General features: G+C 74.9%; 13 protein-coding genes and 1 pseudogene. 7 read left to right on the top strand and 7 right to left on the bottom strand.

What is annotated here, in order from left to right; genetic code table 11:
* Positions 1-204 precede the first annotated feature (204 nt).
* Positions 205-1,833, top strand: a complete 1,629-nt coding sequence (gene groL, locus ACI795_RS01575) for a chaperonin GroEL (RefSeq protein ID WP_457073342.1) — start codon at positions 205-207, stop codon at positions 1,831-1,833.
* 226 nt (positions 1,834-2,059) lie between these two features.
* On the opposite strand, the gene ACI795_RS01570 is transcribed toward groL, so the two are convergent.
* The 3 genes and pseudogenes from ACI795_RS01570 to ACI795_RS01560 form a co-directional block, all read right to left on the bottom strand.
* Entirely contained in the window at positions 2,060-4,621 is a 2,562-nt protein-coding gene (locus ACI795_RS01570; RefSeq protein WP_457073341.1) for a hypothetical protein, read from the bottom strand.
* A gap of 1 nt (position 4,622) precedes the next feature.
* Positions 4,623-5,324, bottom strand: coding sequence for an ABC transporter ATP-binding protein (locus ACI795_RS01565; protein ID WP_457073339.1), 702 nt, complete (start codon positions 5,322-5,324; stop codon positions 4,623-4,625).
* A 106-nt stretch (positions 5,325-5,430) separates the two neighbouring features.
* Positions 5,431-5,601: pseudogene (locus ACI795_RS01560) on the bottom strand (helix-turn-helix domain-containing protein); the annotation flags it as partial.
* A 269-nt stretch (positions 5,602-5,870) separates the two neighbouring features.
* Between ACI795_RS01560 and ACI795_RS01555 the strand changes: the two are divergent.
* Positions 5,871-6,704: a DUF72 domain-containing protein gene (locus ACI795_RS01555; RefSeq protein WP_457073337.1), complete on the top strand. Its 834-nt coding sequence runs from the start codon at positions 5,871-5,873 to the stop codon at positions 6,702-6,704.
* Here the strand turns inward: ACI795_RS01555 and ACI795_RS01550 are convergent.
* Positions 6,662-7,657, bottom strand: coding sequence for a Gfo/Idh/MocA family protein (locus ACI795_RS01550; protein WP_457073336.1), 996 nt, complete (start codon positions 7,655-7,657; stop codon positions 6,662-6,664). The genes ACI795_RS01555 and ACI795_RS01550 overlap by 43 nt on opposite strands.
* Positions 7,658-7,688: 31 nt before the next feature.
* On the opposite strand from ACI795_RS01550, the gene ACI795_RS01545 reads away from it, so the two are divergent.
* Entirely contained in the window at positions 7,689-7,964 is a 276-nt protein-coding gene (locus tag ACI795_RS01545) for a DUF4031 domain-containing protein (RefSeq protein WP_457073333.1), read from the top strand.
* Here the strand turns inward: ACI795_RS01545 and ACI795_RS01540 are convergent.
* Positions 7,936-8,562: an HD domain-containing protein gene (locus ACI795_RS01540; protein ID WP_457073332.1), complete on the bottom strand. Its 627-nt coding sequence runs from the start codon at positions 8,560-8,562 to the stop codon at positions 7,936-7,938. The genes ACI795_RS01545 and ACI795_RS01540 overlap by 29 nt on opposite strands.
* 39 nt (positions 8,563-8,601) lie before the next feature.
* Between ACI795_RS01540 and ACI795_RS01535 the strand changes: the two genes are divergently transcribed.
* Positions 8,602-9,315 carry a phospholipid scramblase-related protein gene (locus ACI795_RS01535; RefSeq protein ID WP_457073331.1) on the top strand — a complete coding sequence of 238 codons (714 nt, stop codon included), beginning with the start codon at positions 8,602-8,604 and terminating at the stop codon, positions 9,313-9,315.
* A 247-nt stretch (positions 9,316-9,562) separates the two neighbouring features.
* Here the strand turns inward: ACI795_RS01535 and ACI795_RS01530 are convergent, their stop codons facing one another.
* Positions 9,563-10,981 carry a glucose-6-phosphate dehydrogenase gene (locus tag ACI795_RS01530; protein ID WP_457073330.1) on the bottom strand — a complete coding sequence of 473 codons (1,419 nt, stop codon included), beginning with the start codon at positions 10,979-10,981 and terminating at the stop codon, positions 9,563-9,565.
* Positions 10,982-11,176: 195 nt separating this feature from the next.
* Here ACI795_RS01530 and ACI795_RS01525 point away from each other — a divergent pair, with 195 nt between their 5' ends.
* From ACI795_RS01525 to ACI795_RS01515, 3 genes are all read left to right on the top strand, one after another.
* Positions 11,177-11,689 (top strand): DUF7282 domain-containing protein, encoded by a 513-nt coding sequence (locus ACI795_RS01525; protein ID WP_457073328.1) that lies wholly within the window; start codon positions 11,177-11,179, stop codon positions 11,687-11,689.
* 144 nt (positions 11,690-11,833) lie between these two features.
* The gene (locus ACI795_RS01520) at positions 11,834-11,959 is read left to right on the top strand and encodes a hypothetical protein (RefSeq protein WP_457073327.1); all 126 of its coding nucleotides are present in this window, start codon (positions 11,834-11,836) and stop codon (positions 11,957-11,959) included.
* A 23-nt stretch (positions 11,960-11,982) separates the two neighbouring features.
* Positions 11,983-14,958, top strand: coding sequence for a helix-turn-helix transcriptional regulator (locus ACI795_RS01515; protein WP_457073326.1), 2,976 nt, complete (start codon positions 11,983-11,985; stop codon positions 14,956-14,958).
* A 9-nt stretch (positions 14,959-14,967) separates the two neighbouring features.
* Here the strand turns inward: ACI795_RS01515 and ACI795_RS01510 are convergent, their stop codons facing one another.
* Positions 14,968-15,312 (bottom strand): PspC domain-containing protein, encoded by a 345-nt coding sequence (locus ACI795_RS01510; RefSeq protein ID WP_457073325.1) that lies wholly within the window; start codon positions 15,310-15,312, stop codon positions 14,968-14,970.
* Between the last annotated feature and the right edge of the window lie 215 nt (positions 15,313-15,527).

Here is a 15,527-nt window from a genome sequence, read left to right as displayed (position 1 = left end):
GGAAGAGTTCTCCGCCGACCCTGTTCTTGCACTCGCACAGGTCGAGTGCCAGACTCCTGATTGGCACTCACGCCTGTCGAGTGCCAACCAGGTCGGGAACGGTGAGGCACCGGCGGTGGGCCGTAGGAGCGTCCACGTGCTGGTGTCGTCCGTCGCGGGCACCGGACCGGACCCTGCAGCGATTCGCTCGGAGGACATCACCACATGGCCAAGATGATCGCGTTCAACGAAGAGGCGCGCCGCGGCCTCGAGCGAGGGATGAACACCCTCGCCGACGCCGTCAAGGTGACCCTCGGCCCCCGTGGCCGGAACGTCGTGCTGGAGAAGAAGTGGGGCGCCCCCACGATCACCAACGACGGTGTCAGCATCGCGAAGGAGATCGAGCTCGAGGACCCGTGGGAGAAGATCGGGGCCGAGCTGGTCAAGGAGGTCGCGAAGAAGACCGACGACGTCGCGGGTGACGGCACCACCACCGCCACCGTGCTCGCCCAGGCCCTCGTCCGCGAGGGGCTGCGCAACGTGGCCGCCGGCGCCAACCCGATGGCCCTGAAGAAGGGCATCGAGAAGGCCGTCGCCTCGGTCTCCGAGTACCTCCTCTCGACCGCCAAGGACGTCGAGACCAAGGAGCAGATCGCGGCCACCGCCTCGATCTCCGCCGCCGACACCGCCATCGGTGAGCTCATCGCCGAGGCGATGGACAAGGTCGGCAAGGAAGGTGTCATCACCGTCGAGGAGAGCAACACCTTCGGCCTGGAGCTCGAGCTCACCGAGGGCATGCGCTTCGACAAGGGGCACCTGTCGGCGTACTTCGTCACCGACACCGACCGCATGGAGACCGTGCTCGACGACCCGTACATCCTGGTCGTCAACGGCAAGATCTCCTCGGTCAAGGACCTGCTCCCGCTGCTGGAGAAGGTCATGCAGTCCGGCAAGCCGCTGGCGATCATCGCCGAGGACGTCGAGGGCGAGGCCCTGGCGACCCTGGTGGTCAACAAGATCCGCGGCACCTTCAAGTCGGTCGCCGTCAAGGCCCCCGGCTTCGGTGACCGGCGCAAGGCCATGCTCGCCGACATCGCCATCCTCACCGGTGGCCAGGTCATCAGCGAGGAGGTCGGCCTCAAGCTCGACAACGCCGACATCTCCCTGCTGGGCCGCGCCCGTCGCGTCGTCACCACCAAGGACGAGACGACGATCATCGAGGGCTCCGGCGACGCCGACCAGATCCAGGGTCGGGTCAACCAGATCCGCGCCGAGATCGAGAAGTCGGACTCCGACTACGACCGCGAGAAGCTGCAGGAGCGCCTGGCCAAGCTGGCCGGTGGCGTCGCCGTCATCAAGGCCGGCGCCGCGACCGAGGTCGAGCTCAAGGAGCGCAAGCACCGCATCGAGGACGCGGTGCGCAACGCCAAGGCCGCCGTCGAGGAGGGCATCGTCGCCGGTGGTGGCGTCGCCCTGGCGCAGGCCACCGCCGTCGCGTTCGAGAAGCTCGACCTCGAGGGTGACGAGGCCACCGGTGCCAACATCGTGCGCGTCGCGCTCGAGGCCCCGCTGAAGCAGATCGCCGTCAACGCCGGCCTCGAGGGTGGCGTCGTGGCGGAGAAGGTCCGCAACTCCGAGACCGGGCACGGCCTCAACGCCGCCACCGGCGAGTACGTGGACCTGATCGCCGCCGGCATCATCGACCCGGCCAAGGTGACCCGGTCGGCGCTGCAGAACGCCGCCTCCATCGCGGCGCTCTTCCTCACCACCGAGGCCGTCATCGCCGACAAGCCGGAGAAGTCCGCTCCGGCCATGCCGGGTGGCGACGGCGGCATGGGCGGCATGGACTTCTGACGAAGGACCACGTCGCCCCCCACGACGCGCTCCGCGCGCCGCGGGTCCCTGCGACGTAGCCGTTCCATCGCGTCACCTGCACCACCAGCACTGCCCGGCAGGGGCGGTCCCGCTTCGGCGGGGCCGCCCCTGTCGGCGTTCGCCCGGCGCCGGTGCTCCCCGGCGTCCGGAGCCGTCCCCGCGCGGGGTGTCGGCGGTGCCCCGAGATGACCTCGGCGGGGGTCGGTCAGGTGTCGCCGGTGTCCAGGGCCGTGACCCCACCCTCGCCGACGCCTGCGCTGCGTCGTCCCCACAGCCATCCGACGCCGGCCATGACCACCGGCACCAGGAGCAGGAACGAGACCGAGAGGGGAGCCGATCCCGGCAGCCCGTGGTGGACCTCCATGCGCACCAGGACCCAGGCGGCGGGGAAGGACACCGCTGCGGCGGCTGCCACCCCCAGCGCGCTGGCCGACGCCAGGGTGGAGCCGAACCAGGCGGCCGTCGTCGACCCGGTCACCCCGAGGGCGGCCAGGACGCTCCGGTCGCGGGCCGCGTCCCGGGCGAGCATCGAGCAGGCGAGGGCGCCCAGCGCGGTCGCGAGCACCAGGGTCGCGAGGGGGAAGCGGTCGAGCACCTGGCGCAGCACGCTGATCCGGGCAGCGTCCAGGCGGGTGAGCAGGAACTCGTCGTCGCCGCTGACCTCGACCCTGCTGACGATCGTCCGGCGCAGCTCGCGCTCCTGGGCGGAGGTCACCGGTCCCTGCAGCTCGAACAGGTAGCTGGTGTCGGCGGCGACCAACGTCAGCCCCGCCTCCGGCCCGTTCCCGGACCCGGTCAGCGCGGTGGGAGCGACGAACACGGCCGGCAGCGACGAGGTCGGGGACGTGCCGGGGCCGAAGGCCGCCGACTCCGCCGGGAACGACGTGATCGTCCCGGAGGAGACGAAGAGGTCCCCGGCGGGGATCAGCGGGATCGCTCCATCGCTGATCAGGCCAGCGTCCAGCACCATCGCCTGCCCGGCGGCGTAGCTCCGCTGCTCGGCTGCGGAGAGCCGCCGGCCCAGCAGTGACTCGAGGGCCACCGGATCGGCGACGCCCACCCCGCGCAGCACCCGCTCGCACCGGTCGTCGGCAGTGGTACCGGTGCAGACGGTGCGGGCCAGCGCCGGGACCGCCGGCGAGGTGAGCACCTCCGCGCCGTCCGGTGCCGGCTGCACGATGGCCAGCGACTGCCAGGAGGAGAGCCGGGCACCCACCGCGTCGGCGGCGCTCCGGGCGTCGGTGGCGGTGAGCGGCGCGTGCCCGACGTAGACCGCCGAGCTCGGTCGCGGCACCAGCGAGGTGCCCGTGCGGGTCTCACCCTCGATGCCGCCGATCATCAGGACGGCGGTGGTCGGGAAGGCGAGCACGGCGGCGACGAGCAGGGCGGTGCCGAGGACCGTGCCCGGGGAGTGGGTGGAGTGGCCGCGGCGCAGCAACCCGGCCACCGATCCACGGCCGGGTGCGCCGACCGGCCGCGGCACCCTCCGGCCGAGCCTCGCGAGCGGGGGCACGACCGCTGGGGCTGCGAGGACGGCGGCCAGGAGCAGGAAGGTCCACTGCCCGGTCACCACGATCGCCGCCGTGGTGAGCACGGCCCCGATCGCGACGGGCCGCAGCAATCGGTGGAGCGTCCCGCTCACCGGGGTCGTCGCGGCCGGGCGGGTGTCCATCGAGCGGCCCGCCCAGGTCGCCGTCACCAGCACCGGGACGACGATCACGACCACCGCGAGCGCAGCCAGCACGGCGGGGTCGGCGCGGACCGCGTACCACTGGGCGCCCAGCAGCCGCTGCCAGGTGTCGCGGCTGACCACCGCGCCGACCAGCCCCAGCCCCCCGCCGGCGAGGAGGGCGGCGGACACCGGGAGAAGCACCAGTGCCCCGGCGAGCAGCGCGCTGAGCCGGGGCGTCCAGCCCACCAGTCGGAGCAGGTGGAGATCCCGCTGCGACCGGCGCACGGCCTGGACGAGCACCAGCACCGATGTCAGGACGACCACTGGCAGGAGGATCCAGCTGAGCGTCCGGAGGAGCGACAGCGCCTCCCCGTCGTCGGCCCGGACGGTGTCGGCGTTGCCGCCGGCGAGCAGCACGGTCCAGCCCTGATGGGCAAGGTCGTCGGAGAACTCCAGCAGCGGCTGCTGCCCGGTCCCGTCGTCACCCGCGAACAGCAGGTGATGCGTCGCGCGGCGGGCGTCCTCGGTCTCCGGTCGGGCGGCGTCGATCGCACCGAGCGCGAGCGCGGCACGGCTGCCGAACTCGGTGCGGTCCCGCACCACGCACGTGACCCTCAGCCGGCCCGCCCGGCTGTCCACCAGGTCCCCGACGCCGATGTCGGCGACGGCGGCCGCCGGCTCGGTGAGGCACGCGTCGCCGGCGGTGGTCGGCCAGTCGCCGGCCAGCAGCTGCAGCCGGGCACCCGGCTCGGCGGGCAGCTGCGCGCCGACCTGCAGCTGGACCGAGACCGCGGCGCTGGGCCCCGTCAACACGACGGGGGTGCTCAGGAACTCCCGCACAGGTGTGACCCCGTGTGCCCGGGCGGCCGCGATCACCCGCTCGGCGCCCGCCGGGTCGTCGGCCTGCACCCGGGCGGCGGACCCGCTCAGCAGCCGGGCGTTGAGCTCACCGGGCGCCGGCGCCGCGCTCGCGGACACGACGGCGCCGAGGACGGCGACGCCGGTGGGGACGCTGATCGCCAGCGAGAGGACCAGCAGCAACCTGGCCCGGTGCCGGACCAGGCGCCGGGTGACCAGCCACCAGCACGCCAGCACGTCAGGCCTCGCTCAGCACGCCGTCGTGCACCGTGATGACCCGGCTGGCGTACTCGGTGACCAGCGGGTCGTGGGAGACGACCAGGGCGCCGCCACCCCCACGGGCGTGCTCGGCGATGGTCGCGAACACCTGGCGGCTGCTGGTCGTGTCCAGGGCGCCCGTGGGCTCGTCGGCGAGCAGCAGCGGCTGACGGGCGACGAGCGCGCGGGCCACGGCCACCCGCTGCTGCTGCCCCCCCGAGAGGTGGGCCGGCATCCGGGGGCCGAGGTCGACCAGGGCGAACCGGCCCAGCCCTTGGTCGGCGTCGTGGCGCGCGGCGGCGGGGCGGCGGCCCTCCAGCAGCAGCGGCAGCATCACGTTCTCGGCGACGCTGAGGAAGCTGACCAGGTTCAGACCCTGGTGGACGAAGCCCAGCGAACGGCGGCGGTGCAGGCTCCGGGTCCGGCCGGTGGTGTCGGTCCAGGACCGGCCGCACACCTCGATCCGTGACCCGGGGTCGGGCTCGACCAGCCCGGCGACGACCGCGAGCAGGGTGGACTTGCCCGACCCGCTGGGCCCCACGACGGCGACGTACTCACCTGGGTCGACGCGCAGCGTCACCCCGGCCAGGGCGCGCACCTCGCCACCCTCGGTCGCGTAGGTCTTGCGGACGGTGTCCAGCAGCAGGAGGGGGCGGTGGGGTGCCTCGGCGACGGTGCTCACGGGACTCCTCTGGGTCGGTTCCGGGCAGGAGCGGCGGGCCGCCGACCTCGTCGAGCAGACCGACGATCGCCCGGGCGTAGGGGAGCAGGACCAGGCCCATGGGGGTCAGGGTCACCGGGAGGGGGTCCCGCCGCAGCAACGTGGCGTGCAGGGCCGCTTCGAGCTGGCGGATGTGGTGGCTGATGGTGGACGGGCAGAAGTGCAGTTGCTGGGCGGTCTGGCTGATGGAGCGGGTGTCGGCGACAGAGACGAACGAGCGCAGAACCTGCAGGTCCATGACAACTCCCGTGGCGTCACGAAGGTGGCGCGGAGTGTATGGAAGGTCACAGCACGTCAACAATGGGTAACGAGTCGTTTCGTATCGACTCGCGGCTCGCGGTGGTCGGCTCCGCACGGCACCGGTCGGCCGGCGCCTGGTGGCCGCGGGTGTCGAGGCGGCGGCCCAGGAGCCGGGCAGGGGAGTCGCTCGGCACGGCAGGTCAGCGACCGCCACCCCGTCGGGGACACCGGCGGATGGGCGGAGCGCGGGCAGGGTAGGCGGCTCGGGTGACGGTGATCATCGGGACGTCGGGGTGGCAGTACCGCGACTGGCGCGGGCGCTTCTACCCGCCGAAGCTCGCCCAGCGGCTGTGGCTGGAGCACCACGCGGAGCACTTCGCCACCGTCGAGAGCAACAACGCCTTCTACCGGCTGCCCGAGCGCCAGACGTTCGAGCGCTGGCGGGAGCGCACCCCGCCGGACTACCGCTGGGCGGTCAAGGCCAGCCGGTTCCTCACCCACCTCAAGCGGCTGCGCGAGCCCGCCGAGCCGGTGGCGCGGCTGATGGACCGGGTCGCCGGGCTGGGGGACCGGCTGGACGCCGTCCTGCTGCAGCTGCCGCCCACCCTCCAGGCCGACGTCGACCTGCTCAACGAGTGCCTGGGCCAGTTCCCCGCCGGCACCCGGGTCGCCGTCGAGCCGCGGCACGAGAGCTGGTGGACCGACGAGGTCCGCGGCCTGCTGGAGCGGTACGGGGCGGCGCTGTGCTGGGCCGACCGGGGCGAGCAGCCGATCACCCCGCTGTGGCGGACCGCCGAGTGGGGCTACCTGCGCCTGCACACCGGAGCCGAGGGCTGGGACTACCGGCCGGAGACGCTGCAGGCGTGGGCGCAGCGGCTGCAGGAGACCTACGGCGGGGACGACGTCCTGGTGTACTTCAACAACGACCCCGGCGGCGCGGCGACCCGGGACGCGGTCACCTTCGCCGAGGCCGTCCGGGCCGGCGGGGGCGCGCACACCCGGGTCCCCACCATGGACCAGGCGAGCGGCGCGGCCTGGCCGCCCCCGCCGCCGCCGCGTCAGAGGACGGCGCGGTCCTCGGCGAAGGCCACCCCGAGCTGACCGGCGGCCTGCTCCAGCACGTCCATCACCGCGAGCGTGTCGGCCAGCGGCATGACGGCGCTCTCGGCGCGGCCCGCCTGCAGGCACCCGGTGACCTCGGCCAGCTCGTGGCTGTAGCCGCTGCCGGTCTGGGGGAGGGTGATCTCCTCCGGGTCGGCGTCGGCGCGGTGCAGCACGATCGTCTGCGGGTGGTGGAAGCGGGGGAGCACGTCGATCCAGCCCGCCGTCCCGAAGACCCGGGCCTGCCCGGGCAGCGCGTTGCGCAGCGAGGTGGTCAGCGTCGCCGAGCGGCCGTCGGCGTACCCGAGCAGCAGGGAGGCCTCGGCGTCCACGCCGGTGGCGAACGTCGAGCCGGTGGCGGCCACGGTGTCCGGCGCGCCGAGCAGGTGCTGGGCGAAGGAGACGACGTAGACGCCGAGGTCGAGCAGCGCGCCGCCGCCGAGCTCGCGGGCGAACAGCCGGTCGGCGGGGTCGAACTCGCGGGCCACCCCGAGGTCGGCCTGCACCGAGCGCACCTCACCGATCGCGCCGTCGGCGATCAGCTCCCGCATCCGGACGACGGCCGGCTGGAAGCGGGTCCACATCGCCTCCATGACGAACACCTCTGCGGCGCGGGCGGCGTCGACCACCTCGCGGGCGCCGGCGAGGGTGGCGGTGAACGCCTTCTCCACCAGCAGCGCCTTGCCCGCCTGGATCGCACCGAGGGCCACCGCGTGGTGCTGCGGGTGCGGGGTGGCGACGTACAGGACGTCGACGTCCGGGTCGGCGAGGATCTCCGCGTACGAGCCGTGCGCGCGCTCCAGCCCGTGCCGGCGGGCGAAGTCCTGCGCCCGGTCCAGCGACCGGGAGGCGACCGCGACCGCGCGCGCCCCGTCGACGACGGCGAAGTCCTCGACCACCTTCTCCGCGATGCGGCCCGGCCCGACGACTCCCCAACGGATCTCCTCAGTCACGCACTGACCGTAGCCGGGGCAGACTGTGCCGGTGGCGCTGCTCATCGACACCCCCGTCTGGCCGTGGCGCGGGCGGCGCTGGTCGCACCTGGTCAGCGACACCGGCTACGACGAACTGCACGCCTTCGTCGCCGCGCACCTGGACATCCCGCGCCGGGCGTTCCAGGGCGACCACTACGACGTCCCGGAGGAGCTGTACGCCCGGGCGGTCGCGGCCGGCGCCGAGCCGGTGAGCTGCCGGGAGCTGCTGTCCCGGCTGCTGGCGGCCGGGTTGCGGGTCAGGAAGAACGCGCGCGCAGCAGGGTGAGCTCGGCGGTCAGGTTGGCCCGCGCGCGGGGCTCCCAGTCGGCCGCCACCTCGGGCAGCCGGTAGAGCGTGGGCAGCTCCAGCAGCTGCTCGAGCACCGCGATCCGCCCGGCGGTGAACTCGGCGTCGGAGAGGTGGCCGTACTCCGCGCGCACCGCGGAGGCGTAGGCGGCGTAGGACCCCGGCGGGCTGGCGAGCACGGCGAGGTCGGCGTCGCACAGCACGGCGCCGTTCGCGTCGTCCTCGGCCGGGTCGTGGCCGGCGGTCAGCAGCACCAGCCGCTCGACCTCTGCGACGGTCGCCTCCGGCACCAGCCCGAGCAGGCCGATCCGGGCCCGTGCGGCGCTGACCTCCTCGTTGTCGGTGCGGGTGGGGTCGTAGGCGACGTCGTGGTACCAGGCGGCCAGCCGGACGGCGGCCGGGTCGTCCGCGTGCCCGGCAAGCTGGCCGACCACCCCCAGGACGGCGACCAGGTGGGCGAGGTCGTGGTAGCTGCGGTGTGGCTCGCCCCAGGCGCCGACGACGGCGGCCCACTCGGTGCGCGAGGTCGGGGAGTCCCCGGCCAGCGCCGCCCACTCGTCGAACCCGATGCCCGCCACGTCCCCGAGTCTGGCACCCGCGCTGGCTAGCGTGCGGGCGTGACGCAGCCACCTCCTCCGCCGCCGGGCTGGTACCCCGACCCGGCCGGGGGTGGCGGCCTGCGCTGGTGGGACGGCGGTGCCTGGACGACCCACGCCCAGCCCGGGCACCCGCGGTCGGTGCTGCTGGAGCAGCCGGTGCTGGTCGTCCAGCAGCGCGCCAAGCTGGTCGAACTCACCAACGAGTACGCGCTGCTCGACGGCGGCGGCCAGCAGGTCGGCGCCGTCACGCAGGTCGGGCAGAGCAGCCTGCGGAAGGCGTTCCGGCTGCTGTCGCGCTGGGACCAGTTCCTCACCCACACCCTCGAGGTGCGTGACGCCGCCGGTCCGGTGCTGCTGCTCACCCGCCCGGCGAAGCTGATGCGGTCGCGGCTGCTGGTCTCCCGGCCCGACGGCGCGCCGGTCGGCGAGGTGCTCCAGGCGAACGTCCTCGGGCACATCCGGTTCGACCTGGTGGTGGCCGACCGGCTGGTGGGCGCGATCCAGGCGGAGAACTGGCGGGCCTGGGACTTCGCGGTCACCGACGCCGCCGGCACCGAGGTCGCCCGGATCACCAAGACCTGGGAGGGCCTGGCCCGCACGCTGTTCACCACCGCCGACGACTACGTCGTCCAGGTGCACCAGCGGCTGCCCGACCCGCTGGCGAGCCTGGTGCTGGCCAGCGCGCTGACCGTGGACACCGCGCTGAAGCAGGACGCGCGCGGCCTCAACTGAGGTGATCGCCACGCGCATGGGGGTCGGGGGCGCGGGTACGGTGGTGGACGTCCGGGCCGGGCGACCTGTGTCCCCGGGCTCCACTTGATAACTGCCGCTGGGGACTACCGCTCCGACCTCGGTCGGGGGTCTGGAGCCTCAGATGTGCAAAACGCCGCGAGGCGACCAGCGTCCGGTCCGGACCCCGACGCAGAACGGCCCCCGACCACACGGTCGGGGGCCGTTCCGCGTTCAGGCGGGGGTCCTGCTACTCGGTCTGGCCGAGCAGCCAGCCGTGTTCGCCGGCCAGCGCGTTGGCCGCCGAAGGGCCCCAGGAGCCGGGTGCGTAGGAGTGCACCTCGGGCCGTGCGTCGAGGACCGGCTGCAGCGCCCGCCAGGTCTGGGCCAGCCCCTCGCTGGTGGTGAACAGCGACCGGTCACCGACCAGCACGTCGTGGATCAGCGAGACGTAGGGCGGCAGCGGCTCACCGCCGGGGATCTTCGACAGGTCCAGCGAGACCCGCGCCGGGGCCATCGCCAGGTCCGGCCCCGGCCTCTTGGCCATGACGTCGATGTCCACCGAGCCGGCGCCGGCCAGCGACAGGGAGACCACGTTGCCGTTGGCCGGCACGTCGTCCACCGGCCCCTTCGGGCGGTGCAGGATCAGGCTGACCCGCTGCTGCTTGGCGGCCAGCCGCTTGCCGGTGCGCAGCAGGAACGGCACCCCGCGCCAGCGGCCGGAGTCGATGCAGAGCCGGGCGGCGACGAACGTGTCGGTGTCGCTGTCGTCCGGGACGCCGTCCAGCTCGCGGTAGCCGTCGAACTGCCCGAGGACGACGTCCTCGGGGGCCAGCGGCCGGAACTTCGACAGCACCGACTCGCGGGCGGCGAGGATGTCGTCGGCCGAGAAGCTGACCGGCGGCTCCATCGCGACCTCGGCGGCGACCTGGAACAGGTGGGTCACCAGCATGTCCAGGGTCGCGCCGGTGGCGTCGTAGAAGTCGGCGCGGTCGGCGACGTCGAGGTCCTCGGGGACGTCGATCTGCACCTGGGCGACGTGCTCGCGGCTCCAGACGTGCTCGAACAGCCCGTTGGCGAACCGGAGGGCGTGCAGGTCCTGGGTGCCCTCCTTGCCCAGGAAGTGGTCGATCCGGAAGACCTGCTCCTCGTCGAGGACCGAGTGCACGACGTCGTCCAGCTCCCGGAAGCCCTCCGGGGAGTCGCCGAACGGCTTCTCGTAGACCACCCGGGCGCCCTCGGCCAGCCCGTGCGCGCCGATCGCCTTCGTGTAGCCGGTGAACGCCTTCGGCGGCAGCGACAGGTAGTGGACGACCTGGGCGTCCTCGCCGATCTCGGCGCGGGCCTTGGCGACGACGTCGAGCAGCTGGCCGGGGTCGTCCTCGGTGAACCCGCCGCCGGCGAAGCGCAGCCGGGACGAGAACTCCTCCCACGGACCCTCGTCGGGGGAGGGGCCGAACTCGGTCAGCGAGTCGCGGACGTGGTCGACGAACTCCTCGTCGGTGCGCTCGCCGCGGCCGCTGCCGATCAGGCGCCACTCGTCGGGGAGCAGGCCGTGCTGCGCCAACTGGAAGAACGCCGGCAGCACCATCCGGCGGGCCAGGTCACCGGTCGCGCCGTAGAGCACGAACACGGTCGGGGTCAGGTCGTTCGCGCCGTTCTCGGGCACTGTCGTCCTCTCACACACGTCGTCCGGCCGCGTCCGTCAGGGACCGGCCCGGTGGGGATGCTGCCCACGACGGCGGGGGTGCACCAAGCTCTCCCGGACAACCGCCCGGTGCCTGGCAGTCTTCCCCATCCGGGTCCTGCCGCGCGCGCCGATCCCGGTGTGTGGGCCGGCGCCGGGAATGGGCAGTCAGAGGGCATGAGACGACCTGCGCTGCTCGCCCTGCCCGCTGCCGCCGTCCTCGCTCTGACCGCCTGCGGTGCGGACCCCGAGGCGGAGCCCACCCCCGCCGTCGGCACCACGTTCGCCGACGAGGGCGGGTCCGACTCCGCCGCACCGACGGAGACCGGCCGGGCATCGGGCGCCCTGATCTCGGAGGTGGAGTTCGAGGACCAGTCCGGGGACGGCAGCTCGGTCACCGTCGCCCGGGTCGCGCTAACCGTCGACGGGTTCGTCGCGATCCTCGTCGACGACGGGGACGACGAGGCCGTGGGTGAGGCGCTCGGCTCGACCGCGGTGGAGGCCGGCGAGGCGACCGACGTCGAGGTCCCGCTGGACCCGGCGCTGACCGAGGACACCGACCTGCAGGCGGTCCTCTACGGCGACACCGACGAGGACGGCGAGTTCGACCCCACGATCGACCAGCGCATCCCGGACACCGACGACGCGGACGGCGACGTCTCCGCGGACGCCTCCTACACCGTGCAGTGACCCCCGCTGAGGCCCCTCGGCCGCGAGCCTGAGGGGCCTCAGGGAGCCGGGTGCCGCGGAACTGCCCGATCGCCCGATGCCCGGGGCCCTCCCTCACGACGACCGTCCTCCTCGTCCACCCACGGACGACACGAGGAGACGGTCATGACGCGCTACCCCAACCCCGCCCTGGAGGCCGAGCTGGCCTGGCGCCGCGAGCTGGTGGCCAGGTCCGCCGCGCGCGGCGGCCGCCGTGGCCCGTGGACCACGCGCCGGCGGCGGGCGCACTGAACCGCACGGACATCGTCGCGTCGGTGGTCCGTGCCACGATCACCGCCGTGCCGCGCTGGGACGAGGGGCCGCTGGTCGGCCGGGTGGCGGAGCTCGGTCGGCTGCTGGCGCGCGTCGACGCGGCCGCCGGGGGGCGCCCGTCCGGGGTGCTGGTCGCCGGGGACGCCGGGGTCGGCAAGACCCGGCTGCTCGACGAGCTCTCCCGCCGGGCGGCCGGGCGCGGCGTCCGGGTGCTGACCGGGCACTGCGTCGACCTGGGCGACGTCGGCCTGCCCTACCTCCCCTTCGTCGACCTGCTGCGGCCGGTGGCCGCCGACCCGCAGCTGGCGCCGGTGCTGGCCCGCCACCCGGTGCTGGCCGGCCTGCTCGGCGGCGGAGTGCTGCCCGAACGTGCCGCCGCGGAGCTCGGGCAGCCGTCGCCGCACCGCGCCCTGCGCCCACCGGAGGACGACGGCCGGCTCCAGCTGTTCGAGTCGGTGGCCGCGCTGCTGGGCGAGCTGGCCACCGAGCGGCCGGTGCTGGTCGTGCTGGAGGACCTGCACTGGGCCGACCGCTCCAGCCGCGACCTGCTGCGCTACCTGCTGGCCCGGCTGGTCGACGAGCGGGTCGCCGTCGTCGCCTCCTACCGCGCCGACGACCTGCACCGCCGGCACCCGCTGCGCCCGCTGCTGGCCGAGCTGGTCCGGCTGCCCGGGGTCGAGCGGCTGCCGCTGGAGCCGCTGCCGGACGCCGAGGTGGCGGCCCTGGTGCGCCGGCTCGCCGCCGCCGACCTGCCGGCGGCGACCGTCGAGGACGTCGTCGCCCGCGCCGAGGGCAACGCCTTCTACGCCGAGGAGCTGGTCGCGGCGGGGCTGACGGGGGAGGCGCTGCCCGGCGGGCTGTCCGACGTCCTGCTGGCCCGGGTCGAGCAGCTCGGCCCCGCCGCGCAGCGGACGTTGCGGGTGGCCGCCGTCGCCGGACGCTCGGTGCGGCACGAGCTGGTCGCCGCAGTGGGCGGGCAGTCGCCGGCCGAGCTGGAGGCCGCGCTGGCCGAGGCGGTGCACCACCACCTGCTGGTCGTCTCCGACGACGGCCGCTACCGGTTCCGGCACGCGCTGCTGCGGGAGGCGGTGCTGGCCGACCTGCTCCCCGGTGAGCGGGTGCGGCTGCACGCCGCCGTCGCGGCCGAGCTGGCCGCCCGGCCGGAGGCGGGGACGGCGGCCGAGCGCGCCCACCACCTGCGGGAGAGCAACGACCTGCCCGGTGCCCTGAGCGCCTCGCTGGACGCAGCGGCCGCTGCCCGTCGGGTGGGCGCCCCCGCCGAGCAGCTGCAGCACCTGGAGGCGGTGCTCGCGTTGTGGGCGGCGGTGCCCGACGCCGCCGATCGCACCGGTTCCCCGCAAGAGGCGGTGCTGCTGGACACCGCGGCGGCGGCCCGGGCGGTCGGTGACCTGCACCGGGCGGTGGCGCTGCTGCGCTCGGCCGGGGAGCAGCTCGGGTCCGACGGCGACCCCGAGGCGCGGGCGCGGGTGCACTACACGCTGGCGCAGGTGCTGGGCCGGATCGAGGAGGCGGCCGAGGCCCACCGGGAGAGCGCCGCGGCGATGGCGTTGGTCCCGGCGCAGCCGCCGTCGGCGGTGCGCACCTGGGCAGCGGCCACGCACGCCCGCACCAGCTACTCCCTGGGCCTGGTCGAGGAGGCGGACGCCGCGGCCGAGGAGGCGCTGGCGGCGGCCGATGCCCTGGGCCTGGACAGCGCGTGGGCCGACACCGCCGTCTCCCTCGCCCGCGGGCCGGGTGCCGGCGACCGGGCGGCGGTGCAGGCCCGGTTCGCGGAGGCCCGGGCGCGGGCGGCCCGGTCCGGCGACGCCGACGTGGAGGTGCGGGTGTGGTTCAGCCAGGCGATCACCGCCTACGACGCCGGTGAGCTGCCCGAGACCCTCACCCACGCCACCGAGGGGCTGGCCCGGGCCAGGACGCTGGGCGTGGAGTGGTCGTTCTACGGCGCCGAGCTGCGGCACCTGGAGGTGCTGGCCCGGTACGTGCTGGGCGACTGGGACGGCAGCCTGGCTGCTGCCGACGCGCTGGCCCGGGTGCCCGACATGGCCGCGCACGTGCGCGCCGACGGGCTGCTGGTGCTGGTCGGCCGGGGTGACCCGGGGGCCAGGGAACGGCTGACTTGGGCGCAGGGACCGGCGGCCCGCTGGGACAACCACGTGCTGCTGATGCTGGCCACGGTGGCGGCGGAGATCGAGCTGGCCGGTCAGGACGGCGACGCGGCGCGGGCGGTCGAGCGGGCCCGCTCCGCCGACCGCCGGCTGCGGGAGCTGTGGGGTGAGGAGCGGCTCGCGTCGGTGCGGCTGGTCGCCACCGCGCTGGCGGCAGTGGGTGACGCGGCGGCCGCGGCCCGGCGGGCCGGGGACGAGCCGGCGGTGGCCCGCTGGGTGGCGGACGCGGCCGGGCTGGCCGAGATCGGCCGCTCGGCGGCCGACGTGCCGTACCCGGTGGGCATCGAGGCGCGGGCATGGCGAACGCGACTGGACGCCGAGCTGGCGCGGGTGCGCGGTGCAGCCGCGGTGGAGCTGTGGCGGCGGGCGGTCGAGGAGTTCGGCGGTCTGGGGCACGTGTACGAGCAGGCGCGCTCCCGGCTGCGGCTGGCCGAGGCCCGGCTGGACGGCGACGACCGGGCGGGGGCGGCCGCCGAGCTGGCCGCGGCGCACGAGGTGGCGGTGCGGCTGGGCGCCGAGCCGCTGCGGACGGCGGTCGAGGCGCTGGCCCGCCGCAGCCGGCTCGAGCTGCCGGGCGTGCGCGCGGTCGAGCCCGGCGCCGTCTTCACGCCCCGGGAGACCGAGGTGCTGGCGCTGGTCGCGCAGGGGCGGACGAACCGGCAGATCGGCGCGGAGCTCTACATCAGCGAGAAGACCGCCTCTGTGCACGTCAGCAACATCCTGGCCAAGCTCGGCGCCTCCGGCCGCGCCGAGGCGGTGGCCCTCGCCGCCGCCCGCGGCCTGCTCGGCTGAGGGGCTCGCTCAGCGCCGGACGACCACCCGGCGGAGCCGCCCGACCCACTCGTCCAGCACGTTCGTGCGGTCGTCGGGCCCGGCGGGGGCGGTGGGCATGAGCAGCCACAGGGCCAGGTAGAGCCAGAACCCGGCGCCGCCGGCGAACACCAGCGCGACGAACCCGATCCGCCACAGCAGCGCGTCGATGCCGGTGTGCTCGGCCAGGCCGGCGGCCACGCCACCGACCATCAGGCGGCTGCGGTTCCGCCGCAGCGGCGGGCGGTCGGCGGGGCCCTGCGGGCTCTCGGTGTGCGGGGCCTGGAACTGCGGGATCTCGGTCTGCGGGGTCGCGGTGGGGGCTGTCTCGGTCATGACACCAGCCTGCGCGCGCCGGCGGCCGCCCGGCATCGGGGAAGGCCCGGATCCGCCCCTGGTCCTGCGGCTCAGGGTGGGTCGCGGGCGGCGCACCCAGGACATCCCACGATCTGAGTCGTCGAGGCGGTGCGGGAGTGGCAGCTTGACCTCGTCCTGCGGCGGCACGACGGTGAGCCACCACGGCTCGGGACCTGCGCGCCGGAGCGTAGGCG

The sequence above is a fragment of the Modestobacter sp. SYSU DS0290 genome, from assembly GCF_054050955.1.
The sequence above is the reverse complement of the archived record's forward strand: the minus strand, read 5'-3'. Positions and strand labels throughout refer to the sequence as shown.

Excerpts from the sequence above, each read along its gene's own strand:
- groL (WP_457073342.1), top strand. The coding sequence starts at position 205 with ATGGCCAAGATGATCGCGTTCAACGAAGAGGCGCGCCGCGGCCTCGAG.
- ACI795_RS01525 (WP_457073328.1), top strand. The coding sequence starts at position 11,177 with ATGAGACGACCTGCGCTGCTCGCCCTGCCCGCTGCCGCCGTCCTCGCT.
- ACI795_RS01520 (WP_457073327.1), top strand. The coding sequence starts at position 11,834 with ATGACGCGCTACCCCAACCCCGCCCTGGAGGCCGAGCTGGCCTGGCGC.
- ACI795_RS01510 (WP_457073325.1), bottom strand. The coding sequence starts at position 15,312 with ATGACCGAGACAGCCCCCACCGCGACCCCGCAGACCGAGATCCCGCAG.